This is a genomic window from Shinella sp. GW821-FHT11G07 (genome assembly GCF_058808115.1).
Window position 1 is genome coordinate 383,348 of record NZ_JBXARJ010000001.1, and the last position, 26,886, is coordinate 410,233.

24 protein-coding genes are annotated in these 26,886 nt (G+C 62.4%); 7 read left to right on the top strand and 17 right to left on the bottom strand.

What is annotated here, in order from left to right; all coding sequences use genetic code 11:
• Positions 1-14: 14 nt before the first annotated feature.
• Positions 15-989, top strand: coding sequence for a SphA family protein (locus AC1RT2_RS01715; RefSeq protein WP_493098886.1), 975 nt, complete (start codon positions 15-17; stop codon positions 987-989).
• Between the two features lie 101 nt (positions 990-1,090).
• Here the strand turns inward: AC1RT2_RS01715 and AC1RT2_RS01720 are convergent, their stop codons facing one another.
• The 10 genes from AC1RT2_RS01720 to AC1RT2_RS01765 all read right to left on the bottom strand — a co-directional run bounded on the left by AC1RT2_RS01720 (position 1,091) and on the right by AC1RT2_RS01765 (position 12,111).
• Positions 1,091-2,065 (bottom strand): HAD family hydrolase, encoded by a 975-nt coding sequence (locus AC1RT2_RS01720; RefSeq protein WP_493098889.1) that lies wholly within the window; start codon positions 2,063-2,065, stop codon positions 1,091-1,093.
• 13 nt (positions 2,066-2,078) lie between these two features.
• Entirely contained in the window at positions 2,079-3,044 is a 966-nt protein-coding gene (locus AC1RT2_RS01725; RefSeq protein ID WP_493098891.1) for a formylglycine-generating enzyme family protein, read from the bottom strand.
• 106 nt (positions 3,045-3,150) lie between these two features.
• On the bottom strand, positions 3,151-4,485 hold the full coding sequence (locus AC1RT2_RS01730) for a BatD family protein (RefSeq protein WP_493098893.1): 1,335 nt from the start codon (positions 4,483-4,485) through the stop codon (positions 3,151-3,153).
• Complete coding sequence (locus AC1RT2_RS01735) at positions 4,482-6,038, bottom strand: VWA domain-containing protein (RefSeq protein ID WP_493098895.1); 1,557 nt, start codon at positions 6,036-6,038, stop codon at positions 4,482-4,484. Before AC1RT2_RS01735 ends, AC1RT2_RS01730 begins: the two co-directional genes overlap by 4 nt.
• On the bottom strand, positions 6,035-7,024 hold the full coding sequence (locus AC1RT2_RS01740) for a vWA domain-containing protein (RefSeq protein ID WP_493098897.1): 990 nt from the start codon (positions 7,022-7,024) through the stop codon (positions 6,035-6,037). Before AC1RT2_RS01740 ends, AC1RT2_RS01735 begins: the two co-directional genes overlap by 4 nt.
• Positions 7,011-7,529, bottom strand: a complete 519-nt coding sequence (locus tag AC1RT2_RS01745) for a DUF4381 domain-containing protein (RefSeq protein WP_493098899.1) — start codon at positions 7,527-7,529, stop codon at positions 7,011-7,013. The genes AC1RT2_RS01740 and AC1RT2_RS01745 overlap by 14 nt, the downstream gene beginning before the upstream one ends.
• Positions 7,529-8,479, bottom strand: a complete 951-nt coding sequence (locus AC1RT2_RS01750; protein ID WP_493098901.1) for a DUF58 domain-containing protein — start codon at positions 8,477-8,479, stop codon at positions 7,529-7,531. The genes AC1RT2_RS01745 and AC1RT2_RS01750 overlap by 1 nt, the downstream gene beginning before the upstream one ends.
• Positions 8,480-8,488: 9 nt before the next feature.
• Complete coding sequence (locus AC1RT2_RS01755) at positions 8,489-9,463, bottom strand: AAA family ATPase (RefSeq protein WP_493098903.1); 975 nt, start codon at positions 9,461-9,463, stop codon at positions 8,489-8,491.
• A gap of 67 nt (positions 9,464-9,530) precedes the next feature.
• Entirely contained in the window at positions 9,531-11,147 is a 1,617-nt protein-coding gene (locus tag AC1RT2_RS01760) for an arylsulfatase (protein WP_493098905.1), read from the bottom strand.
• A 325-nt stretch (positions 11,148-11,472) separates the two neighbouring features.
• Positions 11,473-12,111: a TetR/AcrR family transcriptional regulator gene (locus AC1RT2_RS01765; protein ID WP_493098907.1), complete on the bottom strand. Its 639-nt coding sequence runs from the start codon at positions 12,109-12,111 to the stop codon at positions 11,473-11,475.
• Between the two features lie 284 nt (positions 12,112-12,395).
• On the opposite strand from AC1RT2_RS01765, the gene AC1RT2_RS01770 reads away from it, so the two are divergent.
• From AC1RT2_RS01770 to AC1RT2_RS01790, 5 genes are all read left to right on the top strand, one after another.
• Positions 12,396-12,959 carry a TRAP transporter small permease gene (locus AC1RT2_RS01770; RefSeq protein WP_493098909.1) on the top strand — a complete coding sequence of 188 codons (564 nt, stop codon included), beginning with the start codon at positions 12,396-12,398 and terminating at the stop codon, positions 12,957-12,959.
• 10 nt (positions 12,960-12,969) lie between these two features.
• Positions 12,970-14,250: a TRAP transporter large permease gene (locus AC1RT2_RS01775; RefSeq protein WP_444798040.1), complete on the top strand. Its 1,281-nt coding sequence runs from the start codon at positions 12,970-12,972 to the stop codon at positions 14,248-14,250.
• A gap of 54 nt (positions 14,251-14,304) precedes the next feature.
• The gene (locus AC1RT2_RS01780; protein WP_493098912.1) at positions 14,305-15,321 is read left to right on the top strand and encodes a TRAP transporter substrate-binding protein; all 1,017 of its coding nucleotides are present in this window, start codon (positions 14,305-14,307) and stop codon (positions 15,319-15,321) included.
• A gap of 61 nt (positions 15,322-15,382) precedes the next feature.
• A complete protein-coding gene (locus tag AC1RT2_RS01785) occupies positions 15,383-16,243 on the top strand; it encodes a shikimate dehydrogenase (protein ID WP_493098914.1) in 861 nt (286 codons plus the stop codon).
• A gap of 11 nt (positions 16,244-16,254) precedes the next feature.
• Positions 16,255-18,144: a bifunctional sugar phosphate isomerase/epimerase/4-hydroxyphenylpyruvate dioxygenase family protein gene (locus AC1RT2_RS01790; protein ID WP_493098916.1), complete on the top strand. Its 1,890-nt coding sequence runs from the start codon at positions 16,255-16,257 to the stop codon at positions 18,142-18,144.
• Between the two features lie 54 nt (positions 18,145-18,198).
• On the opposite strand, the gene AC1RT2_RS01795 is transcribed toward AC1RT2_RS01790, so the two are convergent.
• The 5 genes from AC1RT2_RS01795 to AC1RT2_RS01815 all read right to left on the bottom strand — a co-directional run bounded on the left by AC1RT2_RS01795 (position 18,199) and on the right by AC1RT2_RS01815 (position 23,754).
• The gene (locus AC1RT2_RS01795; protein ID WP_493098918.1) at positions 18,199-18,672 is read right to left on the bottom strand and encodes a VOC family protein; all 474 of its coding nucleotides are present in this window, start codon (positions 18,670-18,672) and stop codon (positions 18,199-18,201) included.
• A gap of 192 nt (positions 18,673-18,864) precedes the next feature.
• On the bottom strand, positions 18,865-20,052 hold the full coding sequence (locus tag AC1RT2_RS01800; RefSeq protein WP_493098920.1) for an amidohydrolase family protein: 1,188 nt from the start codon (positions 20,050-20,052) through the stop codon (positions 18,865-18,867).
• Between the two features lie 233 nt (positions 20,053-20,285).
• Positions 20,286-20,993 carry a sulfite exporter TauE/SafE family protein gene (locus AC1RT2_RS01805; RefSeq protein WP_493098922.1) on the bottom strand — a complete coding sequence of 236 codons (708 nt, stop codon included), beginning with the start codon at positions 20,991-20,993 and terminating at the stop codon, positions 20,286-20,288.
• A complete protein-coding gene (locus AC1RT2_RS01810) occupies positions 20,990-22,390 on the bottom strand; it encodes an amidohydrolase family protein (RefSeq protein ID WP_493098924.1) in 1,401 nt (466 codons plus the stop codon). The genes AC1RT2_RS01805 and AC1RT2_RS01810 overlap by 4 nt, the downstream gene beginning before the upstream one ends.
• Positions 22,387-23,754 (bottom strand): uracil-xanthine permease family protein, encoded by a 1,368-nt coding sequence (locus tag AC1RT2_RS01815; RefSeq protein ID WP_493098926.1) that lies wholly within the window; start codon positions 23,752-23,754, stop codon positions 22,387-22,389. Before AC1RT2_RS01815 ends, AC1RT2_RS01810 begins: the two co-directional genes overlap by 4 nt.
• Before the next feature lie 135 nt (positions 23,755-23,889).
• Here AC1RT2_RS01815 and AC1RT2_RS01820 point away from each other — a divergent pair, with 135 nt between their 5' ends.
• A complete protein-coding gene (locus AC1RT2_RS01820) occupies positions 23,890-24,900 on the top strand; it encodes a substrate-binding domain-containing protein (protein WP_493098928.1) in 1,011 nt (336 codons plus the stop codon).
• Between the two features lie 9 nt (positions 24,901-24,909).
• Here AC1RT2_RS01820 and AC1RT2_RS01825 read toward each other — a convergent pair whose 3' ends face one another.
• Positions 24,910-26,292, bottom strand: a complete 1,383-nt coding sequence (locus AC1RT2_RS01825) for a Dyp-type peroxidase (protein ID WP_493098930.1) — start codon at positions 26,290-26,292, stop codon at positions 24,910-24,912.
• A 66-nt stretch (positions 26,293-26,358) separates the two neighbouring features.
• Positions 26,359-26,820: a hypothetical protein gene (locus AC1RT2_RS01830; protein WP_493098932.1), complete on the bottom strand. Its 462-nt coding sequence runs from the start codon at positions 26,818-26,820 to the stop codon at positions 26,359-26,361.
• Between the last annotated feature and the right edge of the window lie 66 nt (positions 26,821-26,886).

Sequence of the window (26,886 nt, forward strand, 5' to 3'; positions counted from 1 at the left end):
TGATGGGACGGCATATGAAGACGACCGTTGGACTGGTTCTGGCGGGAACGACCTTGTGTCTTGCGGCCCCCTTACATGCCGCCGAAGGCGGTGCAGGCTTCTATCTGCTCGGTTCGAAGGGACCTGCCGCCGCCATCCTGCCGCCGCCGGGCGTGTTCTTCCAGAACGACATCTACATCTATTCCGGCGACCTCGGCGGCGGCACGGAGCTTCCGACGGGCGGCAAAATAGCTGTCGGTGTCGACGGCAGCGCGATCGTTGAAGTTCCAACCGTCATCTGGGTTCTGCCGGAAGAGGTGATAGGCGGCCATCTAGGCCTCTCGGCCAGCCTGCCGTTCGGCTGGAAGAAGACCTCTGCGGAGGCGACACGAACCGGGCCACTCGGCGGCATTGCGACCGGATCGGTGACCGATACGGTGTTCACGATCGGAGATCCGATCCTGAGCGCTTTCGTCGGCTGGGAAGCCGGCAACTTTCACTACCAGGTCGGCACGATGGTGAACGTCCCGATCGGCGACTATCAGGAAGGCGAAATCTCCAACATCGCCTTCCATCACTGGGGCGCTGATGTGTTCGCGGCCGCGACGTGGCTCGACCCGAACATCGGCCTCGACCTGTCGGGCGTCGTCGGCATGTCGTTCAATGCGGAAAACCCGGCGACTGACTACAGGACCGGCAACGAGTTCCATTTCGAATGGGCTGCCGTCCAGCACTTCAACGAGCAATTCGATGCGGGTCTGGTTGGCTACTACTACAACCAGACGACGGGCGACAGCGGCGATGGCGCCGCGCGGCCGTTCAAGGGAGAGGTCGCGGCAATCGGCGCGACGATCGGGTGGAATTTCAAGTTTGGCGAAGTGCCGATTTCCGCCCGCATCAAGTATTTCCACGAATTCAATGCCACGAACCGGGCCGAGGGCGATTCGGTGTTCCTGACGATTGCGATGCCTTTGGCAATCACACAGCCGACGAATGTGGCGGCCCAGTAAGGCCATTTCCGCCCTCCAGCAACATTTCGTAAATCGTGCAATGCAGGCGTCGTTATAGGACACCCGCATTGCACGGAATGCTGAAGGCTGCTGGTCGTCGGCTATTCGAAGGCATAGATCTTCTTCCAGTCCACCTTCATATCCACCAGAAGCCACTTGCGAGCTTCGGCCTCGTCCAATGCCTTGTCCAGTTTCCCGAAGGCAGATTCCCGGTCATAGGCGAACTCGCGCACCGCGTCCGTGTGATGGACGATCATGCCGAAACCCTTCTGCGGGCCGCTGGTGACCCAGCGAAGCATCTCGTAATCCCCGTCGGAATTTCCGGCGACGAAGATCGGCCGCCGGCCGATGAACTTGTTGATGCCGGCCGGTTTGCCCGCGCCGTCGTCGATGAAGTCGATCTTCGGCAGCCTGTTCAACACGGGCACGTCATCGACCAGCGCATATTGCGTCACGATCGTGCTGCCGATGACCTGCTCGGGCGGAATGCCATAGGCCTTCTCGGTGATCGGCCGCATGAATTCCACGCCGCCGCCCGAGACGATGTAGGTCTTGAAGCCGTTGGCCCGCAGGTAATCGAGCAGTTCACGCATCGGGAGGAACGTGACCTCGTTATAGGGCTTGTGGAACTTCGGGTGGCGGGCGGTCGCGTACCAGTCCGTCACGATTTTCGTGAACGCATCAGTGGTCATCCCGGCATGCGTCGCCATGCCAAGCTCCACGATGCCCTTCTCGCCGCTCTTCGCGATACCCTTCAGGTCTCCGGCAAGGATGGACTTGAACGGTTCCTTCTCGGACCATTCCGGATGCTGTGGTGCCAGCGCTTTCACCCGGTCGAGCATGAAGCCGAGTTGGAAATAGAACGGCTGCTCGGACCACAGCGTACCGTCATTGTCGAACACGGCGATGCGGTCTTCGGGCGCGACAAAGCCGTCGCCACCCTCCGTCGTCACCGTCGTGACAAAATCGATGATCGCCTGCCTGGATTTGCCCTCGTTCCATGAGGGCAGGTCTTCCGCCATTGCGGCCAGAGGTGTCAGGAGCAGGATGAGCAAGACGCGAAGGATGATCTTCATCAAAATTCTCCCATCAGAGGCTGGTCCGCCTGATGCAACGGAAGCCGACATGGCTCGTGGATGTGTCTTCCGGCTCCGCATGGCGGGCCGCAGGGCGATAGCGGCGGCAATAGTTCGGTGCGCAGAGATGCGAGCCGCCCTTGAGGACACGGCGCGGAATCCGGATTTCGGGCTGGCGAGGATCGAAGCTACCGTCGATGGCAGCACCTCGTGGGTTTTGCGGAATGCAACAGGACTTGGCTGCAGGCTCCGGATGCCGGGTCGACCAGTAGTCCGTCGTCCACTCCCAGACGTTACCGATCATGTCGTAGAGGCCGTAGCCGTTTGCAGGAAAGGAGCGGACGGGCGTCGTGCGGTCCTTGCCCGCAGCCTTCGTGCTGAGCGTCGGAAAGGTGCCCGCCCAGGTGTTGGCCATTATTGTGCCGCCGGGCGTCAGCTCGTCACCCCAGGCGTATTCGACGCCGTCGAGACCGCCGCGCGCAGCGAGCTCCCATTCGGCCTCGGTTGGCAGGTCGAGGCCCGCCCATTCGGCATAGGCAAGGGCGTCGCAGTGGGCGACATGGACGACGGGATGGTCGAGCTTGCCCCGAAGATCGCTGAGGCCGCCATAGGGTCGCCGCCAGTTCGCGCCGAACTTGAAATTCCACCACTGGCTGATGTCCGGTCCGCTCACCACCTTTGGCGGCGTGAAAACCAGGGAGCCCGCCTTCAGCATCTTCGGGAGCGCGCCTGGATAATCCTTGGGATCGGGGGCCTTCTCGGCCAGCGTGACATATCCGGTCGCCTTGACGAAGTCCGCAAATTTCCTGTTCGTCACCGGGGTCTGTTCGATCCAGAAACCGTCCACTTTTACGGGGTGTGCCGGGGCTTCCTCCGGATAGTGGCTGTCGGAGCCCATCACGAAGGTGCGGCCGGGGATCCAGACGAGATCTTCGGTTACGGCCGGCTGCGCGCCAGTCGTCGGGAAAGCCAATGTCATTGCCGTCTCCGTCTTTCGATACTGGAACATCGCGGAGACGGGCGGTCGACGGAAGTACGTTACGGTAAAAAGGAACCGAGCGATGTAACAACGTCGTAAATCGGGCTCACCCGATGGCCGCGCTATCGGGGTTCAGCTTCGGCAGCGCGGACGGCCGGACAATATCCTCCCGATTTTCACTGCGCTTTCGGGCAGCGAGGACAGACTTTGACAATGCCGCCCTGTTGAAGCCAGGACGGTCGCGATCAGGGCCAAAAAGCTCTCGCTGGAGCTTCTCCGCCTCCCTGGCGACATCGCCGTTCCCGGACGCGTTCACCCAATCGCCGATCGATCCATATCCTGCGCTGCGCGTCCAATCCTCAAGACGTCGATAGACCGTCATCGGATCGCTCCCCCGGATCGCGGCCATCAGGCGTTTGAAACTTCGCCGCTCGGAAACCCACTCACCATCTGCGAACGCACGCAGTCTTCGTTTCATCCACGGGAGCGTTTTCACAAAGAGCCAGCATATGGCCGCAAGAACAACGAGTAGCGCGGCAGCGGCGGCCAATGTCGCCTTCGATGGCCATGTCCGGTCGCTCCCGGCGTCCGTCTGCTCGAGCTGCGGCGCAAGGCCTGTCCTCGCCGGGGTGGCCTTGCTCACCTTGACCGGCGTGCCCGGAAGGGCCGCTATCGCCTTGGCTTGCGCATCGATATCGAACCACGGATAGGACACCGCCGGAATCTCGATTGCGCCCGCAATCTCGGCAACGAAGGTGGTCGTCTCCGTCCGCGTGCTGCCTGTCGTCCGGTCCTCGGCCTGCACCCCGTCCGCTATGCTGGGGGATTTCGGATACTGCTTCATGCCTGCAACCGTCGCGACGGGGACCGCTGGTATCAGCATCGCCTGCGTATCTTTGGCGAACACCGTGATCGTCCTGACCAGAGCGTCGCCCACCTTCAGGGTGGAGGGATCGCGGTCGAAGGACTGGGTGATCGTCAGGCCGCGCGCCGCAAAGGTCGGGGCAGTCGCGGTGCCGCCCGAGGGCTCGGCCACGGTGAAACGCGTTTCCGGCAGCGTCGTTTGGCCCGGAACCGGTTTTCCATTCTGCGAATAGCCGAGCGTGATGACCGCCGGCGGCAAAGTGAAAGTGCCCGCCTCCATCGGAACCACGGCGTAGGTCCGCCGGATGCCGGCATATTGGACCCCATCGATCGTCTCGACCATGTTCAGCGCGCGACCATCCGGCAGGGTGACGAGCGCATTAGGCAGATCGAAGAGCGGAAACTGCGGCGGCGATGTAAAGAAGTCGGGCACGAATACCTCGACATCGACCCGAACCTGCTGGCCGGGGATGATCCTGCCGGTGTCTTCGATCTTCACCCGGGCAAACGGTTCTGCTGCGAAGCCGGCCGACCCCAACACCAACCAGAGTGCGACGGCGAAGCGCAGGAGCGTCATGGTTTTGCCCTCTGTGCTTCGATCGCGAACTTGCGCGCCATCAGATCCGCCGGGCTGACCACGATGTTCTTCATCCACAGGTCCGACGTCTGCTCGGCGATGGTCATCTGACCGGCCTTGCCCTGCTTGCCCTTGTCGTCGAACTGCACGCTGTCGGGCGGCAGGTTGGGTTGGTCCTGCTGCTCTTCTTCAGCGTCCTTTTTCCGCTGGATGAGTGTCTTGGCAATGGCGAGGTTTGCGGCGGCGTCCGGCCAGCCCTTTCTCTTGTCGAGCGCCTTCCCGTAGGCGGCGACCGCCTCGTCCAGCTTGCCGATCTGCAGCAGCGCATTGCCCTGATCGTACCAGCTTTCCGCACTATCGACCGTGGCAAAGGCGTCGACCGCCTCGGCGAACTTGCCCGCCCTGTAGAGCGCCGTTCCCCGCCACATTGGATCGGCAAAGTGTGCTGCCGCCGCGTCGAAGTCGCCCTTCTCATAGGCCAGCCGCCCCTGCTGGTCCGGTGTCAGCCACATGCCCGCCCAGTCTGCGGCCTGGGCTTCGGCCGGAAGCAGCAGGCGGGCGGCGAGGAGGATCGCGCCGACCCGCACGACCCAGCCCTTGCGGAACGACAGCAAGAAAAAAAACACCAACGGAACGAGCATCCACCAGCCCATGTCGCGCCAGCGATCCCCTTCGGCTGCCTGCTTCTGCGCGAAGTTGGTGCGGATCTTCTGCAACACCCAGCGGACATCGGTGTCGTCATCCGTCATTGTGGCGACATCCACGCCTGTCGCCGCATGCAGCGTCTTCAGTGCCTCGACATCGAGCTTCGCAAAGACGCGTCCGCCCGCCGCATCGGTCAGAAATCCCCCGTCCGGCGTCTTCACCGGCCCGCCTTCGGGGGTGCCGATACCGAGCACGACGATCCCGTTCCTCGTGCTGCTTTTGAACGCGTCGAACGCCTTCTGTTCAACCCCGTCGGTCAGGAAGACAACGGTGCCGGATGCCTCCTGCGCGGCGAGCACGGTCGTGGCGAGATCGAGCGCCCCGGCCGTGTCCTTGCCATCGACCGGCATGATCCGCGTTGCGAGCGCATCGGTATAGGTCGCGATAAGCGACAGGTCTTCGGTGAGCGGCAGGACCTGATGGGCCGACCCCGCATAGGCGATCACGGCCGTCCGCGCGCCCGCGCGCCCGGCAATGATGTCCCGGATTTTCAGCTTGGCGCGCTCCAGCCGCGATGGGGTCACGTCAATCGCATCCATGGTGTGTGAAAGGTCCACCGCTATGACGAGCGGGGCGGTATCTTCCACGAAGGGTGGCAGTTCCCGCTGCCAGGTCGGGCCGGCGACAGCCAGAATTGCCAGCGTCAGCACCAGGGCCAGCAGCCACGAGGGGCGTATGCGCGAACCGGCAGAACCATCGACGATCAGGCTGTCGAGAAGATGTGGCTCGATCATGCCCTTCCACTGGCTGCGCATATCGCTCGCACGCGAGGACAGCCAGGCGATGGCGGGCGGAAGGATAAGAGCCAGCAGCCACCACGGCCGCAGGAAATGGAAGGCTTCGATCATGCCGGTGCCCTCCTCTTGAAAACACCCGCCAGCCCGCTCAGGAGGTAGAACAGAGCAAGGACGGCGATCGAGGCACCCAACGGCCAGTGGAACAGCTCGATGCGCGGCCGCCAGGACAGGTTTTTCTGGTCCTGCGGCGTGATCTTGTCGAGGGTGTCGTAGATGGCTGCAAGCTGTGCCTGATCCCCGCCGAAGAAGTACCGCCCACCCGTGTCGGCCGCCATCCTCTGTAATGTCACGATATCAAGCTTGTCCTCGCCCACGGCCTTCGGATCGCCGATACCGACCGTGTGGATGACGACGCTTTTCTGCTTGGCGACCTCCGCCGCCTTGACCGGCGGCATCCGGCTTGCCGTGTCGTTGCCATCGGTCAGCACGATCAGGACCTTTTCCGGCACGGTGGTCTTGTCGAACATCTTGATGGCAAGGCCGATCGCATCGCCGATCGCTGTCCGCGGCCCCGCCATGCCGGGCAGCGTTTCGGCAATCACCGCCTGGACGGTCTTGTGGTCCATGGTGAAAGGCACCAGCGGATAGGGCGCGTCGCCAAAGGCAATCAATCCGATGCGATCACCGGGCCGCTTGGCGACGAAGTCCGCGACCACCGTGCGCACCGCATCCACGCGAGCCTCACTGCTGCCGTCGGGCGAACGAAAATCCTTGGTATCCATCGACTGCGACAGATCGAGCGCCAGCAACAGGTCGCGCTGCGGCTCGACTTTCTCGATCGGCGGCTCGACGAATTGCGGGCGGGCCAGCGCCAGGATCATCAGGCACCATGCCAGCGTCTCGCAGGCGAGTTGAACCCAGCCGCGGCGGGCAATGACCGACCCCTGGGTCGGATTGATGCCGGCGGCTTTGGCGATCTGCGTGAAGAAGGGAAGCCGCACCGATGCCGAGGTCTCGCGGTGCGCGGGCAGCAACCACCAGACTAGGAGCGGCAAGGGAAGAACAAGCAGCAGCCAGGGAAGATCAAGCTGATACATGATGCCGCCTGATCCAACTGCGGGCCGACGACAGGATATCACCCGACACCGGCGCCACCGCACCGCTGCCGTTCCGGTATTCGCCATCGTCAAGCAGCGCGGCGAGCACATGCCCGTTTTGTCGATCCCCATGCTCTTCGAGAAACGCCACCCATGCGGCACCCGACAGCGCGGCGACATCGGCCCGGCCCCAACCAGCAAGAGCCGTTCGCTTAAGCACTTCCGCGAGATCACACAGGGCCTGATCGCGCTCTGCGGCATTCTGGAGCTTTGCCTCCATCCCGTCGAGAAGACCGAGCGCCTCACGGCGATAGGCGTTGGCGCGATAGACCCGCACCCGGTGAAGGAGGATTGCAACGACGGCCAACGCGAAAAGGACCGCGACCAGCGCCCAGCCCCAGGTCTGCGGCATCCATGACACGGGCTGCGGAACCGCAATGTCCTTCAGCGATTCAAGCGCGACCTTGGTCAATGGATCCAGCGGTGCCGCCTTGTCGGGTTCCATCACCGCCTCCGCTGCCGCCACGCGGCCTGTTCGAGGAGACGCCGGAGTTGCGGTGCGGTTTCTTCCGCCGCCGAGACAGGGAGCATCGGCAGCCCTAGTTCCCGCTGCCAGTCGCGAAGTTCGCGGCCCCGTGCGCGCGCAAAAGTGTCGATGGCCTGCCGAATATCCGCACGGCGCAGCGATAATTCCGCCTGCAGGGTGCCGCCGCTCACCACGATGTCGCCGGAGGTCGGAAGTTCAAGCAGGAAAGGGTCGTAGACGAGGATGCAGATGACATCGTTGCGGCCCGCCAGTCGCAGCAGCGTATCCCGCGTCGTGGCACTGTGCCCGTCAAAGTCGCTGATCACCACGACGAGATGATCGTGATGGGCGATGCCGGCCACACGTTGCAGCACGGTGTCGAGCGATCCAGGCGACGGCTCCCCGGAAAATCCGGCCTCGAGCCTGCCGTTCTGCGTTGCGATCTTGCCCGCGAGCGTGATCACCGCCTCGCGGCTGCGATGCGGCCGGACCTCGTCGATGTCTCCATCGTCGAAGACGAAGCCGCCGACGCGGTCGCCCGAACCGAGGATGCGCCAGGCGCAAAGCATCGCCGCCTCGGCCGCCGCCACCGACTTCATCGCGCGCCGGCTGCCGAAGAACATGTTGATCCGCTGGTCGACGACGATGAGGGCCGGACGCTCCTTCTCCTCGCTGTAGACGCGCACGACGGGCTTGTTCGTGCGCGCCGTCACGCGCCAGTCGATGGAGCGGATGTCGTCACCGGGCAGGTAGTCCCGCAACTCCTCGAAGGTCAGGCCCCGGCCGCGCATCGAGGACTGCATTCGCCCTGCAAGCTGCTGGTGGCTGCGGTATTTCTGGACGAAGCTCAGGTCGCGGGCGCGCGCCTCCAGCGCCACGAGCTGGTCGGTGGAGACATGGACGCCTGCCGTGCTTTCGGTCGTGGGCATCCCCTCTCCTCACGAAATCGCCACGAGTTCGACAATGCGATCGATGACCTTGTCCGGCGTGGTGTTCGCGGCATGCGCCTCGTAGGACAGGATGAGCCTGTGGCGAAAGACATAGTGGACGACCGCCTTGACGTCATCCGGGGTGACATAGTCGCGGCCCTTCAGCCAGGCATAGGCGCGCGAGACCTTGTCGAGGCCGATGCCGCCGCGCGGGCTGGCGCCGACCTGCAGCAGCCTGGCGAGATCCTTGTCGTAGCGATCTGGATAACGCGTGGCGAAGACAAGGGCCACTATATATTTCTCGACGGGATCGGACACGGTCACGGCGCCGATCTCCTTGCGGGCAGCAAAGATTGCCGCTGGATCGAGACGCTCGACCGCGGCCGATTTTACATGCGCGGCAGCATTCTCCTCACCGCGCACCAGCCGCATGATCGCAGCCTCCGACGCCTCATCAGGATAACCGACCTCGATATGCATCAGGAAACGGTCGAGCTGGGCTTCCGGCAACGGATAAGTGCCTTCCTGCTCGATAGGATTCTGCGTCGCCATGACCATGAACAGGTCAGGCAAAGGATAGCTTTTGCCACCGACGGTGACCTGCCGTTCTTCCATCGCCTCGAGCAGCGCCGACTGCACCTTGGCGGGTGCGCGATTGATCTCGTCGGCCAGGATCAGGTTGGCAAAGATCGGTCCCTGCTGGAACTTGAATTCGCCCTTGCCGCCCTCGCTGAAATAGATTTCCGACCCGGTAATGTCGGCGGGCAGAAGGTCCGGCGTGAACTGGACGCGGGACAGTTCGGAATTGAGGTTCTTCGCGAGGCTCTTGATGGCGCGGGTCTTTGCGAGCCCCGGAAGGCCTTCGACCAGCAGATGGCCGTTGGCGAGCAGCCCGAGCAGCAACCGCTCGACCATCGCTTCCTGCCCGATGATGGATTGGCCGATCCGCTGGCCGAGAGCCAGGATGTCGTCGCGTGCGGTCATGGGAAACCCTGTCAAAACCGGAGCAGTGAAACGCGCCGCTTGAACGGCGCGTCTCCAGGTCGATGGGTTACTTCTCGATGCCGCGCGCCTTGAAGGACTCGTCGATCGCCTTGTTAACCTGCTCGCGCACGCCTTCGATGTTGAAGCTGGCGACACGCTGGCTCGGCGGGTACTTGACGAAGGTCTCGAGGAAGGCAGCCCCCTTCAACTGTCCCTTGACGAGCAGGAAGTCGTTTTTCACCAGCCAGTCATTGTACTGGTCGGAAACGAGGTCGGCCCGCTCATAGGGATCCATGCGGAGATTGAAGAGCTTGGGAAGGCGAAGGGTGACCAGGGGATCCTGCCAGACGCCAAACCCACCCGGCGTGCGCTGTTCATGGAAGACCACCTTCCAGTCGTCGTAGCGAATGGAAACAAGGTTGCCGTCGTCATCGAAGTAGTAGAACTCGTTGCGCGCGCTCTTGTCGGCCTTTCCGGTGATGTAGTCGAGCTGGTTGTATCCGTCGAGATGGTTCTTGAACGACGTATCGCTGCCTTCCGGCTTCCAGCCGCTGAGGAGACGGCTCTTCACATCGGGATCACCAGCCGCGGCAAGCAGGGTCGGGAACCAGTCAAGGCCGGAGATCATGCCGTTGGAGACCTGTCCGGGCTGGACATGACCCGGCCAGCGGACCATTGCCGGAACGCGGAACGCGCCCTCCCAATTGGTATCCTTCTCGCTGCGGAACGGTGTCGTTGCCGCATCGGGCCACGAGAACTGGTTCGGGCCGTTGTCGGTCGCATAGACGACGATAGTGTTGTCGGCAATGCCGAGCTCGTCGAGCTTGGTCAGGAGTTTTCCGACGTCCTGGTCGTGCTCCCACATCCCGTCGCCATACTCATTGCCTGTCATCCCGCTCTTGCCCCTGTATTCCGGGCGGACATGCGTGAACAAATGCATGCGGGTCGTGTTCATCCAGGTGAAGAAGGGCTTCTTCGCTTTCGCCTGACGGTCGATGAAGTCGATGGCGGCCGCCGTTGTCTCGTCGTCGATGGTCTCCATGCGCTTGACAGTCAGCGGACCGGTGTCCTCGACCTTGCCGTCGGCCGATGCCTTGATCACGCCGCGCGGAGAGTAGGCTTTTAGGAATTCCTCGTCATTTCCCGGCCAATTGGCAGCCTCGGGCTCCTCCTCAGCATTGAGATGATAGAGATTGCCGAAGAACTCGTCGAAACCATGCTTGGTCGGCAGGTATTCGTCGCGGTCCCCGAGATGGTTCTTGCCGAATTGGCCCGTCGCATAACCGAGCGGCTTCAAAGCCTGGGCAATGGTGATGTCACCCGCCTGCAAGCCGACCGCAACACCCGGTGCACCGACCTTGCACAGTCCCGTACGCAGGCAGGTTTGCCCGGTGATGAATGTCGAGCGGCCCGCGGTGCAACTGTTCTCGGCATAGTAGTCCGTGAACATCATGCCTTCCTTGGCGATGCGGTCGATATTCGGCGTCTTGTAGCCGACGACGCCCATCGAATAGGCGGAGATGTTGGTCTGGCCGACATCATCGCCGAAGATGACGAGGATGTTGGGTTTGGCGGCGGCCGCATCCTGCGCCCGTGCGGTGCTGGCGCCCAGGGGTACCGCCGTCAAGGACATGGCGACTGCGGCGGTGACACTCAGTAATCGACGTGAAAATGTATTCGTCATGATGGTCGCTCCAGCTTGTTTGGTCGGACATCCTTCGACATTTCGCCCTCCTTCTGACGGGACAGGCCACAGCCGCCCTCGCAGGTCGCTTCTTGCCGGTGCCACTGTCATCCGCAAACGGATCGAAGGAAGTACGTTACGGTAACAATTCGCGTAAATGCGGGTGTCCTGCATCAGGTCGCCGAGGACTTTATCGCGAGCGAGATACTCGCGTGGTCTGGCATAGCGCCACGACGTTTCGTCGCAACTTGCTCCGGATACGGGTGCGAGGCGCGTTCGACGGTGGCGCTTACGGCGCCAGCAGTTCGCGGATACAGGACAAGCTCTACCCCTTGAGATACTGGATAACCGCGTCTGCGATCAGGCCCTTGTGCCGCGTCATTGTTTCCGGTTCGGACAGGTCGCGCCGGAAAATCGTTCCGAAGGTGTAGCGGTTCGAGACGCGGAAGAAGCAGAAGGCGCTGATCAGCATGTGGACGTCGATCGGATCGGCCTGGCGCTTGAAAGCGCCCTCGGTGACACCGCGTTCCAGGATGCCGGCGATCGTTTCGATGACCGAGACGTTGAGATCGCGGATCGCCTCCGAACGCAGCATATGGGCGGCGTGGTGGATGTTTTCGATGCTGACCAGCCGCACGAAATCCGGATTGGCCTCGTCGTGGTCGAAGGTGCTGGAGATGAGCGTGCGGAGTGCTTCTTCCGGCGCGAGGCTGGCGAGCTTGAGATCCTCCTCCAGCGTGCGGATCTTGCGATAGGCGCGCTCCAGCACGGAGAGATAGAGCCCCTCCTTGCCGCCGAAATAGTAGTAGATCATGCGCTTCGACGTGCGCGTGCGCTCCGCGATGGCATCGACACGCGCGCCGGCGAGACCATGGGTCGAAAATTCCTCCGTGGCGACGACGAGGATATCTTCCTTCGTCCGCTCCGGATCGTTCTTTCGACTCGCCTCAGCCCGCTCTACCATTTTTCCCATTCTCCCCGCGATCAGCTTGATTTTCATCAAGAAAACGCCACCCAACGGGACGGCTAAACAGCCGTCCCATCTTGCCTCCCAGGAAAGTCATATTGAGCTTGTGGGGGTCTTTCAAGAGACCCTACTTGACATACGTACTAGTTCGTACATTTTGTAGATGCGCTGGCGGCCAGGAGGAGGACGTCGCTGCACCATAGCGCTAACGCGCCAGGCCGGACCTAGGCTAGGAACGGATACAGGCCGCACCAGCGGCAATTCGCTTTGGGAGGAGCGTTATGGTTCGCATCATCGATTTCAGCTTCTGGCTGCTGAAGGCAGCGATCGCAGCCCTGCTCGCCGGCATGGTCGTCCTCGTCTTCGGCAACGTCGTCCTGCGCTACGCCTTCAACACCGGCATCACCTATTCGGAAGAACTGTCGCGCATGTTCTTCGTCTGGCTGACCTTTCTCGGCGCGGTCGTCGCCATGCGCGAACACGGCCATCTCGGTGTCGATTCCCTTCTGCGTCGTCTGCCGCCCACTGGGGCCAAGGTTGCCGTTCTTGCCGGGCAGGCGCTGATGCTCTGGGCGACGTGGCTGATGATCAGCGGAAGCTGGACACAGACCGTGATCAACCTTCACGTTTCGGCACCCGCGACTGGGATTTCCATGGGTGTCTTCTACGGCGCCGGCCTTGCCTTCGGTGTTCCCGCCCTGCTCCTCATCCTCGCCGACATGATCGGCGTTCTCACCGGCCGTATCGACGTCGCTACCGCCGAATTCGTCAAGGACAGCGAGGACGAGGTGGCGCTGGAACACCAGCCCGAACCGTCCCTCGTCACGCCTTCCGTCAAACATTGAGGCCGCTCCGATGACCGTCACGATCTTCTTCGGCGCCCTTCTCGTTCCCATGGCCCTTGGCGTGCCGATCGCCTTCGCCCTGATCCTCAGCGGCGTCGCACTGATGATGTATCTCGGCCTCTTCGACGCGCAGATCGTCGCCCAGAACGTGCTCAATGGCGCCGACAGTTTCCCCCTGATGGCCGTGCCCTTCTTCCTGCTTGCCGGGGAGGTGATGAACACGGGCGGACTGTCGCGCCGCATCGTCAACCTCGCCATGGCGCTGGTCGGCCATATCCGCGGCGGGCTCGGTTTCGTCGCCATCTTCGCCGCCTGCATCCTGTCCAGCCTCTCCGGCTCGGCGGTTGCCGATGCGGCAGCACTCGGCGCCCTGCTCTACCCGATGATGGTGAAATCCGGCCATGACCCGGCGCGCACCGGCGGGCTGCTCGCGTCCGCCTCGGTCATCGGCCCGATCATCCCGCCGTCGATCGGCTTCATTCTCTACGGCGTCATCGGCGGCGTCTCGATCACCAAGCTCTTTCTCGCCGGCATCTTTCCCGGCCTGATGATCGCAGCCGCGCTCTGCATCACCTGGCTGCTGGTCGCGCGCAAGGAGCAGTTCGCACTGCCGCCGCGCCAGAGCGGCGCCGTGCGCCTGAAAGCCTTCGTCGACAGCCTTTGGGCCTTGATGCTGCCGGTCATCATCATCATCGGGCTGAAATTCGGCGTGTTCACGCCAACGGAGGCGGGCGTTGTTGCCGCGGTCTATTCGCTCTTCGTGGCCATGGTCGTCTACCGCGAGTTGCCGCCGGCAAAACTCTTCGGCGTCTTCGTCGCTGCGGCCAAGATCACGTCCGTCGTCATGTTCCTCGTCGCTTGCGCGGCCGTCTCGGCCTGGCTCGTCACCGTCGCGGACGTGCCCGGCGAACTCGTGTCCCTGCTTGAACCCCTGATGGACAACCAGACGCTGCTGTTGCTCGCCATCATGGCCCTCGTCGTCGTGGTGGGTACCGCCATGGACATGACGCCGACCATCCTGATCATGACGCCGGTGCTGATGCCAATCATCAAGCAGGCTGGCATCGACCCGGTCTATTTCGGCGTGCTGTTCATCATCAACAATTCCATCGGCCTGATCACGCCGCCGGTCGGCACCGTGCTCAACGTCATCTGCGGCGTCTCCAAGCTCAACATGGAGCAACTGATGAAGGGTGTGATGCCCTTTCTCATCGCCGAAATCATCGTGCTTCTGCTGCTCGTCCTGTTCCCGCAACTCGTCACGTTTCCCGTGGCGCTGATGGGGCATTGAGCGGTTGATTTAACCGGCCGAACGCAAAAGCGCGGCCAAACCTGGGAGGAAAACATGCGCAATATCCTGAAGCGGCTGGTGTTCGGGGCGATCGTTCCGCTCGCCGTGCTGGCTGCCGTTCCGGCCGCGGCAGAAATCCGCGAGCACCAGCTCAAATTCGCTTCGGCCAACAACAAGGGTCACCCGCAGGTGACCGGCATGGAGAAATTCGCAGAACTGATCAAGGAGAAGAGCGGCGGCAAGATCGACGTGAAGCTGTTCCCCGGCGGTGTGCTTGGCGGCGACGTGCAGACCGTTTCGGCGCTGCAGGGCGGCGTCATCGAGATGACCGTGCTGAATGCCGGCATTCTCGCCAGCAACGTCAAGCAGTTCGGTGCCGTCGACCTGCCGTTCCTGTTCAACAGCGGTGAAGAAGCCGACAAAGTGATGGACGGCGCCTTCGGCACAAGCCTGATGGATCTCCTGCCCGATACCGGCCTTATCGGCCTTGGCTACTGGGAGCTCGGTTTCCGCAACCTCACCAACAACCGCCATCCGGTCACCAAGCTGGAGGACATTAGCGGACTGAAGATCCGCACTATCCAGTCGCCAATCCCGATCGAGCTGTTCAACAGCCTCGGCGCCAATGCCGTGCCGCTGCCCTATACCGAACTCTACACGGCACTCGAAACCGGCACTGTCGATGGCCAGGAAAACCCTGCCGCCAACATCCTGAACGCCAAGTTCTACGAAGTGCAGAAATATATGACGGTGACCCGCCACCAGTACAATCCGCAGATCGTGCTGATCAGCAAGAAGGTCTGGGACGGGCTTAACGACGAGGAGAAGGCTGTCTTCCAGTCCGCGGCCACGGAGGCGCGCGACTATCAGCGCATGGTTTCGCGCGAGGTGGACGCCAAGGCCATCGAAGACATCAAGGCGACAGGCATGGAGGTCGGCGAGCTCTCGCCGGAGGAAACCCAGAAGCTGCGTGACGCCGTCAAGCCGCTGATCGAGAAGTTCGCTGCGGAGATCGGCCCCGAGACGGTTGCCGCCCTCTTCAAGGAACTCGAGACGATCCGCGGCAACTAAGGCCAGCAAACCGGCCCGCTGGGACTGGCGGGCCGGATTTCACCTCACTGGACTGCGAGAGATGAGCGAAATTCTGCTGAAACCGTTGAAGGCCGGGCTGATCGGCGCCGGCATTCAGGCATCGCTGACCCCGGCCATGCACATGCGCGAAGGCGAGGCACAGGGCTTCTCCTATGATTATGAGCTGATTGATCTCAGCCAGATTAACGCCACGCCGGCCGATCTTCCGCGCCTGCTCGACGAGGCCGAGGCCCGTGGGCTCGCCGGCCTCAACATTACCTATCCCTGCAAGCAGAGCGTCATTCCGCATCTCGATGAGCTTTCGCCGCAGGCCCGCGATCTTGGGGCCGTCAACACGGTGGTGTTTCGCAACGGCAGACGCTCCGGCCACAACACCGATTGGTGGGGTTTTGCCGAAAATTTTCGAAGAGGCCTGCCGCAGGCGGACTTATCGTCGGCCCTGCAGCTTGGCGCCGGCGGCGCCGGGGCCGCCACCGCCTACGCCCTTCTGTCGCTTGGGCTGGAAAAGCTTCTTGTGTTCGACCGGGAAAAGGAGCGCGCCGCGGCGCTCGCACAGACCATGGCCGCCCTCTTTCCGAATGCCGCCGTCGATGTGGCTGGTGACCTGGCGCACGCCATGCAGACAGGGGCCGGTCTCGTGCATGCGACGCCGACCGGGATGGCCAAGTATCCCGGCATGCCTTTGCCGGCCGATCTGCTCGACCGCCAGCACTGGGTTGCCGAGATCGTCTATTTTCCGCTCGAAACCGAGCTTTTGCGCGCGGCGAAGCGCGCTGGCTGCCGGACGCTTGATGGCGGTGGCATGGCCGTGTTCCAGGCGGTCGATGCATTCCGGCTGTTTACCGGCCGCGAGCCGGACGTTGACCGCATGCTCGCGCATTTCAACACGCTCGCACGCTGAAGGAAGATGCCATGAAGACCTCGATCGCGACCGTCTCGCTCAGCGGCGACCTGCGTGAAAAACTCGGAGCCATCGCCAAGGCAGGCTTCGATGGTGTCGAGATCTTCGAAAACGATTTCCTCGTCTTCGACGAGAGCCCGAAGCAGCTCGGCCGCATGGTGCGGGACTTTGGCCTGGAGATTACCCTCTTCCAGCCCTTCCGCGATTTCGAGGGGATGCCGGAACCGCTGCGTAGCCGCACCTTCGATCGGGCCGAGCGCAAGTTCGACCTCATGCAGGACATGGGCACGGACCTCGTGCTCGTCTGCTCGAACGTTTCCAGCGCCGCCCTCGGCGGCCTGGATCGCGCCGCGGCCGATTTCCGTGAACTTGGCGAGCGTGCGGCGAAACGCGGCCTCCGGGTCGGGTACGAAGCACTCGCCTGGGGCAAGCACATCAATGATCACCGGGATGCGTGGGAAATCGTGCGTCGGGCCGATCATCCCAATATCGGGTTGATCCTCGACAGCTTTCACACGCTTGCGCGCAAGATCGATGTCAATTCGATCCGCTCGATCCCGAAAGAGAAGATCTTCATCATCCAGCTCGCCGATGCACCGAAGATCGACATGGACCTTCTCTACTGGAGCCGGCATTTCCGCAACATGCCGGGAGAAGGCGAGCTGCCGGTCGAGGCGTTCATGGCCGCCGTCGCTGAGACCGGCTATGATGGCTATCTGTCCCTTGAAATCTTCAACGACCAGTTCCGTGGCGGCTCCTCCGCCGCCATCGCGGCCGACGGGCACCGCTCCCTCGTCTATCTCGGCGACCGGGTTCGCCGCGCCAATCCCGGCCTCGCGGTGAACGTGCCCAAAATGCCGGATCGCAGCCGCGTCGAAAGCGTCGCTTTCATCGAGTTCGCGGTAGACGAAACGGAGGCGCCGGCGCTGGAGGCCATGATCACCACCCTCGGCTTTCGCCGGGATGCGCGCCACAAGACCAAGAGCGTCACTGTGTTCCGGCAGGGTGATATCCGGTTGGTCGTCAACGCGGATGGCCGCGGCTTTGCCAGTTCTTCCTATCTCGTGCACGGCACATCCGCCTATGCGATGGGTCTTATCGTCGACGACGCCTGGGCGGCAAGGGCGCGCGCTATCGCGCTCGGCGCCGAAGCTTTCGAACAGCCACTCGACCGCGGCGAGATCGAAATGCCGGCCGTGCGCGGTGTCGGCGGCGGCATCGTCTACCTTCTGGACCGGAGCACTGATCTCGCCCGCATCTGGGACATCGAGTTCGATCCCATCGCGGATGGGGCAGACACGCATAGTGCCGGTCTCGCAACCATCGACCACCTCGCGCAGACGATGCCCTATGACGAACTCCTGACCTGGCTGTTGTTTTACACCTCGATCTTCGAAGCCGAGAAAACACCCATGGTCGATATCGTCGATCCATCCGGCCTCGTGCGCAGCCAGGCGATCGAGAACAGTGAAGGATCGTTGCGCATCACCATGAATGGCGCGGAGAACCGCAACACGGTCGCCGGTCGCTTCATCACGGAGACCTTCGGTTCCGGCATCCAGCACCTCGCCTTCACCACCGACGACATCTTCGCCACAGCCGGTGCACTGGCCACTAACGGCTTTGCCGCACTGGAAATCTCGCCAAACTATTACGATGACCTGGAAGCGCGCTTCGGCCTCGACCCCGCCCTCACGGAACGGCTCCAGTCGCACAACATCCTTTACGACCGCGACGAGCACGGCGAGTATTTCCAGCTCTACAGTCCCACCTACCGGGAAGGCTTCTTCTTCGAAATTGTCCAGCGCAAGGGCTATCGCGGTTATGGGGCGGCCAATGCGATATTCCGCATCGCCGCGCTACGCCGGCATCTCCGGCCGGCGGGCATGCCGCGCGTCTGATTGTTTCGATCGCAAGTATGGCCGAACTAGCGCAGCCCCGGCGTCACGATGAATTCAACCGCGCCGCGCCGCCTCGATTGCTGCGACATCGATCTTCCTCATCGTCATCATGGCATCGAAAGCGCGCTTTGCCTCATCGCCGCCAACCGCCAGCGCCTCCATCAGGACACGCGGCGTGATCTGCCAGGACACGCCCCATTTATCCTTGCACCAGCCGCAGTCGTTTTCCCGGCCACCATTGCTGACGATCGCGTTCCAGTAGCGGTCGGTTTCCTCCTGGTCTTCGGTCGAGATCTGGAATGAAAAGGCTTCGTTGTGCTTGATCGCCGGGCCGCCGTTCAGGCCGATGCAGGCAACACCGGCCACCGTGAACTCGACAACCAGGACGTCTCCCTGTTTCCCCTCCGGATAGTTTCCGGGGGCACGGATGAGGGCGCCCACCGCGCTATCGGGAAAGGTCTCGGCGTAGAAACGGGCGGCGTCCTCGGCGTCCTTGTCGTACCAGAGACAAATGGTGTTCTTCGCCATTGTGCGATCCTTTCGCGCTTTGTTTCCGATGTCCTTCCCGAAATAGGGGCCAGGTCGTCATTCTCCAGTCCCGCACGCCGTTTTAACGACTGCCGCAAAACGACGAGCCTGCGCGCGGCACGTCGAGCCACATGTCGACGTCGGCGGCGTTGGTCTATGCGGTGCTGGCTGCCTTCTGCATGACCGAGCCGCTCAATCCGCCCAGGCGCCCTCGCGCACAACGATGCGACCGCACTTGACCACCAGGCTGCGCTTCGGCCGGTCCACCAGGATCTGCGGGCGGTTTTCGCCCTCGATCAGCACGAGGCTGCCCTCGCAGCCAACATCGAGACCATAGCCTTCGAGATCGAGCAGGGCTGCACCTCGCTTCGTGCCCATGTCGAGCGAAGCGACAAGTTCTTCGTCCGTGCGGCAATAGGAGCGATAGGACAGCAGCCAGCAGCGCTCCAGCATGTCGCCATTGCCGTGCGGATTCCAGGTGTCGCGCAGGGAATCCGACGCGACGGCGCATTTGACGCCGCGGCTTGCCAGCTCGAACATCGGCGGGAAGTTGATCTCGCCCGGTACGGCCGAAATGATGCCGACGCCGGCCTCTGCCAGCGCGTCGATCATCGCATCCACCGTATCGGCTGGCCCATCGCCGAGACAGAAGGCGTGGCTGACCACCACCCGCCCCTGCATACCGTTCACCTTGGTGCGCTCGGTGATCATCTTCAATGCGGCCAGGCCGAGTTCACCCGCCTCGTGCAGATGAATGTCGATCTTGGCGCCCTTGCGGCTGGCAATGTCGAAGATCGTATCGAGATGCCCCTTCGGGTCGCCGTCGAGGTTGGTCGGGTCGATACCACCGATCACCGAGGCGCCCTCGTCCAGCGCGGCCTCCATCAGGTCCGCCGTACCGGGGGCGATCATCATGCCGAGCTGCGGAAAGGCAACCAGTTCGAGCCCGACGGCATGCCGCGTCTTCTCCCAGGCGCGCAACACCGCATGCAGGTTGTCGAGCTTGTAGCCGGTCGAGATATCGACATGGCTGCGGATATGGGTGGAGCCCATGGCAACACACTGGCGCATCAGGTTGCCGGCACGCTCCTCCGTGTCCCAGGGCAGGCTCTTGCGGATCTCCACCTCGTTGTCGATCATCGCGCGCAGCGACGGCGGCACGTTGATGCTGTGCCAGGGCAGGCCCCAGAGGATCTTGTCGAGATGCACATGCGGCTCGACGAAGGGAGCGATGGCAACGGCATTGCGCCCGTCATGCACCGGCACGCCGGCCTCGCGCGGCAGGTTCGCACCGACGGCAGCGATACGGCCTCCCTTGATCAGGATGTCGGCGGTCTCCCCGCCATCGGGCCGCACATTGGTTACGAGCAGATCGGTCATTTTGAAAATCCTGAAATCAGCGCGGGTTGAGAAAAGCCAGGTCGCCGCCGATCCAAACAGAATACACTTTAGCTCTTATATTGTGTCAAATACAAATATAGTTTTGCATACCACAACGCGCACAGCCCCTCCGATGGATAGGGCTGAGAGCCGTTTCGACCACTCTCAAGATGGGAACTGGTTGACGGTTACAAGGTCGGTCATCGAGCGCGCGGATACTTCCCCGAACTCCATCAGCGCACGATAAGAAACAATCCGCTGACGATGGCAAAGCTCAGGACGCCGATCCGCAGGCCGCGACCGCCGATACGATCGTGCGCGAGCCTTGAGACAGCACTTCCCAGCAGAACCGCGGGTGTCAGATAGAGGGCAGCCAGAAGCTGCTCAGAGCCCACGCGTCCCGAAATCGCCAGCACAACGAGCGACATGACCTCGCCAACGAGGAAGCAGAGCGCGACCGTTGCCCGCAGGACCGGCGCCTTGGCGTGCTGGTAGAGCAAGGCGAGCGGGGGGCCGCCTATGCCGGTCGCAGTTTCGGTAATACCCGTGAACAGGCCGACACCGAGTGCACTCGGCCGGTTCGGCGTGAAAGGCGGGGCGACAAGGGCGGCGCCGGCGGCAACCACCGTGAAAATGCCGACGGCCAGATCGAGCTGGCCCAGCGAAAGCGCTGCCAGCAGCCAGAGACCGGCAAACGTTCCCACGAACCGCCCCATCGTGATCCAGCGGGCGCCCGACCAGTCGACATGCTCGCGCTCCCGCACCGCGACGTGCAGATTGAGCGGCAGCATCAGCAAGAGCAGGGTGACCGGCAGCAGATCGGGCTTCAGCATCCCGACCACCGGGGCAACGATCAGGGCAAAACCGATACCGAGCGAACCCTGAATGAAGGCGGAGACGAAGGTCACCGCAGCCAGGATGAAGAAAAGTTCAAGGCTCATTTGTAGTATCCGAGATGACGGTGCGCTTCGGAAAGCGGATGAATGCGCTGGATCGGCGCCTTCGCGATGGCAGCGGCGGCATCGCCGCGCACTTCCGCCAAGAGCGCCCGTGCATCCCAATCGACAGGCCAGCCTTGCCAAAGCCGAAGCTGCCCGTTGGTGAAGACGGCGTCGATCTGGTCGCGATTGCCATAACGGACAAGCTCCCACATCAGATCGTATGAGGGGGTAAATTCGGGCCGGTCGAGATCGACGAGCAGGAAGTCGGCCGCCAGGCCTTCGGCAATCGAACCGGTAACGCCGGCCAGGCCTGCGACATTGGCAGCACCGGATGTCGCCCGGTCGAGCCAGAGCCAGCCGCCGCCGCAGGATGAATCGCCCGTCGCAAGACCGAAGCCGGCGCGCTGCAAACCTTCGGCCGCGTCCATCAGCCGGAACCCGTCCGCCCGCGTTCCGTCCGTACCCAGCCCGAACCGGATGCCGAGTGCGGCCATCTGCAACGCCGGCGCCACCGCATTTCCCTTCCAGAGGCTGGCCACGGGATTGTAGGCAACGGCACTGCCGGTCTCGCGCAGCAGATTGAGTTCATGCGGCGTGATGAGCGTGGAATGCGCCAGCAGGACCTGGGGGCCGAGCGCCCCCAGATGTGCAAGATGTTCGATCGGGCGACGCCCCCTCGCCACGAGGGAGCGTTCGACGGCGACGAGATGTTCGTTGACATGGGTCTGGAACACCACTCCGGCCGCAGCGGTCATGTCACTGACCGCCTTCAGCATCCCATCGCTCGCCACTTCCGGAATGGATATCGCCAGAGAGGGATGGATCAGCGGATCACGCCTGTAGGTGGACAGATGCGCCTCGGCCTGGCGCAGGATGTCATCCGCATCCGGGATGTGCGCCGTGCCGCCGAGATCGTTGCAGATAAAGCCGACGACGCTGCGCAGCCCGACATCCCGCGCGGCCCGCACCAGCGCGCCGACATGTCCTTCCGAGCGGGTGCCCGCATCGACGGCTGTCGTGAAGCCACCGCGCAGACACTCCAATGCGGCGAGCTTGGCGGAAAGATAGACCATGCGCTCGTCCAGGCTGCCTTCCAGCGGCACCCAGATCCGCCGGAAAATTTCCGACGGCTCGCCGAAGACCAACGCCTTGCCGAGCGACTGGGTCAGGTGCGTATGGGCATCGACGAAACCGGGCATCAGCAGATGATCCGGCAGGTCGAGCGGCAAGAGGTCCGGATAGTCCCTCTCCACGGCCTCCGCCGTATCGACCCGGCAAAACACCCCGGCGCGCACGACGACCGCCATGCCGGCACGCGGGCCTTCCGGCAAAAGCACATGGCCCGGACGAAGAAACAGGTCGCCCGTTTTGGACAGTTTTTCGCGGATCACGCTCACTCGTTAGCTCCTTGGGTCGTGGATTGCAGGGAGGGCGCCGGGTCCGCCGGGTGCTTTTCAGCGCCGTGATGGGAAAAGAGGGCATTGACCAGCACGGCGGTGATGGTGCCGGCGGCAAGCCCGTTGCCGAGGATCATCTGGGTCCACTGCGGGAACTGGCTGTAGACGCCGGGCACCAGGATCGGCAGCAGTCCGGTCGACAGGGCCGAGGCCAGGGTGAACATTGCCCCGTGTTCGCGCAGGTCGACACGGCGCAGCAGGTCGATCCCGATGACGCCGATGATGGAGAAGACGATGACCGCCGTGCCGCCAACGACCGCGCCCGGCAGCGCCGTCGCCAGTCGCCCGATCGGCGCAAACAGCGCAATCACGACGAGAATGGCGCCGGCCATTGCCGTTACATAGCGCGACTTGACGTTCGTCGCCCGCACGATACCGACATTTTCGCCACTGGTGATGATCAGCGACGTGCCGAACAGGCCACCGACCAGGGACATCAAGGCATCGCCCCGGATGGTCGCGGGAACGATGGCATGGGCGTCGCCGCGCCGCCCGACGATTTCGGCGGTCGCGATGGTCTGACCGGTCGCCTCTGCCATCGAAATGATCGAGAAGACGATGAGCGGTATGGCGGCGATGAGATCGAACTTCGGCATGCCGAAGGGGAAAAGCTGCGGCACGGCGATGACCGGTCCGGACAATACGCCAGAGAAATCCATATGGCCGAGGGCGAGCGCGACGAGCGATCCGCCTACGAGGCCCAACATGACGGCAAGCCGCTGAAGCGTGCCGCTAAAGACGCGTGCGGCGACGATCGTGAGAACGATGGTGATCAGCGCCAGCCCAACCTCGATGGGTGCCGCAAATCCTTCCGTCCCAGGCTTGCCGGTGATCGTCACGCCATAGATGCGCACAAGATTGACGGAGACCAGCAGCAACATTGTTCCGACGACGATCGGCGGAAAGTAACGCAGGAGCCTGCGAAAGACCGGCAGCGCCAGAAAATAGAAGAGGGCCGTCATGATGACGGCACCGACCGCCGTCTGCACATCCGTCTGCTGCGCAATCGCCAGGAAGATGGCAATCGGCGCGCCACCCGGCACCATAACGAAGGGCAAGCGGGCGCCGAACCCTTTTGGTCCAAAACTTTGAAGCATCGACCCGAGGCCGCAGACAAAGAAGGTGGCGCTGATCAGCGAGACCGTCACCGCATCGGAAAAGCCGAGCGCCTTGCTCACCAGAAAGACAGCGGTGATCGGCGAGGCCGCCATCACCAGCACGTGCTGCAGGCCGAACAGGAAAAGACTGCGCAGCGGCAGCCTCTCGTCGGCCGGATCGACCACAGAATTCAGTTCATATCCCATTTTTCCTCCTCCCGGCCTCCTCAAGCCGCCATGCAAATCGTTTTGCACGGCGCCGTCTCTATCATAAATTTTGCACACTGCAAATCGTTTTGCATGGAGCACCCGCCGTGTTAAGACGTCTCAACAGGAGGGACCATGGGCAAACCGACTATTGCCGATCTTGCAAAGGCGGCGGGCGTATCCGCCACGACGGTGTCGCACGCCTTCAGTGGCCGCCGTTACGTGGATCCCGAAACGCGCAAACGCATCGAGGCACTCGCCGAGGCAATAGGCTACCGGCCGAACCATCGCGCGCGACGCCTGCGGACAGGAGGTGCAGGGGCGATCGCGCTTGTCTCATCCATGCCGTTCGCGGTTGCGGCTGGCCCGTCGAGACTGGGCTTCTTGATGGAAATCGCGGCAGCCGCGGCTGTGGCGGCTTTTTCGCGCGGCATCTCGCTTTGCCTCGTCCCACCACTTGGGCCGCGTGACAGCCTGGACGCCCTTGAGGTGGATGGCGTCATCGTCGTCGAGCCGGAGCTCGATGATCCGGTGCTGGATTTTTTCTTCGACCGAGGCGTGGAGGTCGTCTCCATCGGACGCGCGCCCGGGCGGGACGGCCTGCCCTTCGTGGATCTTCAAAGCGGCGCGACGGCGCATCTGCTTCTGGATCACCTGCTTGAAGGCGGTGGGCGCGTCGGCCTGATAACCGGCCTGCAAAGGCGCAATTCCTATATCGAGATGGAGGCCGTCTATGCGGAGCGCACAGCGCGAGCCGGCTTCTCGCCCATTGCCATTCATGTCGATGAACGCGGCGGCGAGCAGGCTGCTGCCGCGGCCGCCGCAACCCTCCTGCGTGCCGACCCGACCATCGCGGCCCTCTGCGTGCCGGTCGACGCCTTCGCAACCGGTGCTCTGGACGCGGCAGGCATTATCGGGCGCAAGGTCCCGCACGACCTTCGGCTCGCGACGCGTTATGATGGCATGCGCGCCAAGCTGGCCACGCCTCCCCTCACCGCAATCGATCTTCACCTCGATCAGGTCGCGGCTACCGCCGTCGATCTGCTTCTGGCGCGACTGGGGCAGTTGGACCCCACACCATGCATCATCTCGCCGCCATCCCTGGTGCTGCGAGCGTCGTCCGTGTCGCCATCGAGATCCGTATGACCGGATTGGTCATTGAAGCGGCCGCGCCAGTGCACGCAACGTGGTTGCGCTTGGAACGAGCGCAGGCGCAATACCTTGAAAACGTATGAACTGTGCAAGCCCTTTGACGACATGCGGATCCTGTCCGCCTGCTGTCGGAATGACGAACTCCGGGGAGGCTCTCGGAAATGCACGCACGCCAGTGATAGGGTCCTGCCCTCGCGGGTTGGCATAGACGTCGCTGAAGTCGGTTTTTCCCATCCAGCGGGTCAGCGAATAAAACTGCTGGTTCAAATTCGCGCAGAGGAACATACCGACCACGCCACGATCCTGACCGTCATCTTCATCACCTTGCAAGTCCGATCCGTAGGGCGTGCCCCGGCGAAGGACCCTTGGAAACCCGCCTGGGAACATTGCCTTGTTGGCGGCATTCAGCGGTTGGTCGCGCCCGTTGACGATGCGAACATGCGCCGCAAACGGACAGCGAACGCCATCGGCATCCTCGGCATAAGTGAAATCATTGGCAAGCGCGAGGCCCGCATCATCCGCCTCGGGTGCCAGGACCAGCGGCGCGCCGCTGCGCCAACGCCCCATCAGCTTGGCCGCAAGCCACTCCTCCGCTTCCGGCGCGGCGAGATCGGGACGTAACGCCGGACCGGTTTCCTTCAGGAACGTGCGAAAGGCCGCGACGTCCTGATAGACCCAGGCAAAAGCCATGTAGCTTCCGTTCCTCACAAACTGCCGGAACGGTGGGTGGCGCGGAAACGACTGGTGCTCTTCGAGCCATTCATCGATCAGGAACATCCCACGCGGCAGCAGGTCTGGACGATCCGGCAGGTCATCCCAGTTCACGGGAGGGTGCGAAATTCCGTCCTGATATCCGAAATGCAGTTGACGACCCGCAAAAGCGCGGCCCGAGATTGCCGCATTGTCCCGCGTGGGAAGCAGTTCCTTGAGCCCGTGGGCTGAGGCAGATGCCCGAACGCCTTCGCTCAGATCCTCCATCAGTGCGTCGGTGTGCGTGTAACAATGGACTATGATGTGAATTTCGGCACTGGCGAATTGTTTGTTCCACCAGTTTGCCGGGTCGCTATCCCCCGCGACGCGAAGCGACTGGGCATCAGGCAAATCCTTGAAGTGCCACGGAAAAGCCGCCTCGGCCGCCGATGCCCCTCCGGTTTCGTCGAATGCCCGCAGCTTCAGCAGGCCTTGCCATGTCAACGAGATATTGAGCAACTTCTCGGAATGCGCCTCCGTCTCTTGGTCCGCGAAGGTTACTTTGGGTAGGACGTCTTCTATGAATTTTCGGCCGGCAGCAGCGTCACCAACCGAGAAAAGAAGGTGACGGGAAAGCGGACACTTATAAGGAGTGACAATCAAAGCCTGCACGTCGGATCGATCAAGATCGGACATGATCCTTCTCCGTTCCCGAGTAATCGAGCATCTTCGCAGCGCCCTTGCAGGTGCGCGCCGTTCAACTCAATCTTTTAACAAAGGAAGCAAGTCTCTGACCTCGCGGTCGTCGTAAGCGCAAAAGAGGTAGCCCGCGGCTTCGCCGGTTACGCCGGTATCCCCCGTTGTGGAGCGCCCGAGCGACGTGATCTGGTGCTTCTTGGCAAACTCGAAGAAGGCGTGCTCATCCATCGTATTCCAGTCGGGGGCACCTTCCACCAAAGAAAATATAGTTTTGAATACCTCCGGGAGCTCCCGCCGGAAGAACTCCGTATATTCTTTATGGCCTCCGTCGTATTCGGTAATAACCTGAATATACTTGTCGTCTATGACCAAAACACGCCCAAAATGCACGATCTCTGATTTTCTGAGCGCCGCGTCGATTAGCGGCTGTATATTATCGGCAAATATTGATTTTATATGCGCCAGCGTCTTTTGCGTTTCCACATCCTGCTTCAGGGGCATGGTAAGATTCAATGCGTGCGCCATCGACATTCCTCCAGCAATAATTGGAAATTCAACCTTAACTAAAACATATATCCACCTTTGATTCAA

Coding starts and splice junctions, on each gene's coding strand:
- AC1RT2_RS01795 (WP_493098918.1), bottom strand. CDS start 18,672: ATGGCGAAGAACACCATTTGTCTCTGGTACGACAAGGACGCCGAGGAC.
- AC1RT2_RS01780 (WP_493098912.1), top strand. CDS start 14,305: ATGCGCAATATCCTGAAGCGGCTGGTGTTCGGGGCGATCGTTCCGCTC.
- AC1RT2_RS01785 (WP_493098914.1), top strand. CDS start 15,383: ATGAGCGAAATTCTGCTGAAACCGTTGAAGGCCGGGCTGATCGGCGCC.
- AC1RT2_RS01745 (WP_493098899.1), bottom strand. CDS start 7,529: ATGGAACCCGACAAGGCGGCACCGCTGGATCCATTGACCAAGGTCGCG.
- AC1RT2_RS01735 (WP_493098895.1), bottom strand. CDS start 6,038: ATGATCGAAGCCTTCCATTTCCTGCGGCCGTGGTGGCTGCTGGCTCTT.
- AC1RT2_RS01750 (WP_493098901.1), bottom strand. CDS start 8,479: ATGCCCACGACCGAAAGCACGGCAGGCGTCCATGTCTCCACCGACCAG.
- AC1RT2_RS01725 (WP_493098891.1), bottom strand. CDS start 3,044: ATGACATTGGCTTTCCCGACGACTGGCGCGCAGCCGGCCGTAACCGAA.
- AC1RT2_RS01770 (WP_493098909.1), top strand. CDS start 12,396: ATGGTTCGCATCATCGATTTCAGCTTCTGGCTGCTGAAGGCAGCGATC.
- AC1RT2_RS01790 (WP_493098916.1), top strand. CDS start 16,255: ATGAAGACCTCGATCGCGACCGTCTCGCTCAGCGGCGACCTGCGTGAA.
- AC1RT2_RS01800 (WP_493098920.1), bottom strand. CDS start 20,052: ATGACCGATCTGCTCGTAACCAATGTGCGGCCCGATGGCGGGGAGACC.
- AC1RT2_RS01775 (WP_444798040.1), top strand. CDS start 12,970: ATGACCGTCACGATCTTCTTCGGCGCCCTTCTCGTTCCCATGGCCCTT.
- AC1RT2_RS01760 (WP_493098905.1), bottom strand. CDS start 11,147: ATGACGAATACATTTTCACGTCGATTACTGAGTGTCACCGCCGCAGTC.
- AC1RT2_RS01815 (WP_493098926.1), bottom strand. CDS start 23,754: ATGGGATATGAACTGAATTCTGTGGTCGATCCGGCCGACGAGAGGCTG.
- AC1RT2_RS01765 (WP_493098907.1), bottom strand. CDS start 12,111: ATGGTAGAGCGGGCTGAGGCGAGTCGAAAGAACGATCCGGAGCGGACG.
- AC1RT2_RS01825 (WP_493098930.1), bottom strand. CDS start 26,292: ATGTCCGATCTTGATCGATCCGACGTGCAGGCTTTGATTGTCACTCCT.
- AC1RT2_RS01715 (WP_493098886.1), top strand. CDS start 15: ATGAAGACGACCGTTGGACTGGTTCTGGCGGGAACGACCTTGTGTCTT.
- AC1RT2_RS01830 (WP_493098932.1), bottom strand. CDS start 26,820: ATGGCGCACGCATTGAATCTTACCATGCCCCTGAAGCAGGATGTGGAA.
- AC1RT2_RS01730 (WP_493098893.1), bottom strand. CDS start 4,485: ATGACGCTCCTGCGCTTCGCCGTCGCACTCTGGTTGGTGTTGGGGTCG.
- AC1RT2_RS01740 (WP_493098897.1), bottom strand. CDS start 7,024: ATGTATCAGCTTGATCTTCCCTGGCTGCTGCTTGTTCTTCCCTTGCCG.
- AC1RT2_RS01820 (WP_493098928.1), top strand. CDS start 23,890: ATGGGCAAACCGACTATTGCCGATCTTGCAAAGGCGGCGGGCGTATCC.
- AC1RT2_RS01720 (WP_493098889.1), bottom strand. CDS start 2,065: ATGAAGATCATCCTTCGCGTCTTGCTCATCCTGCTCCTGACACCTCTG.
- AC1RT2_RS01755 (WP_493098903.1), bottom strand. CDS start 9,463: ATGACCGCACGCGACGACATCCTGGCTCTCGGCCAGCGGATCGGCCAA.
- AC1RT2_RS01805 (WP_493098922.1), bottom strand. CDS start 20,993: ATGAGCCTTGAACTTTTCTTCATCCTGGCTGCGGTGACCTTCGTCTCC.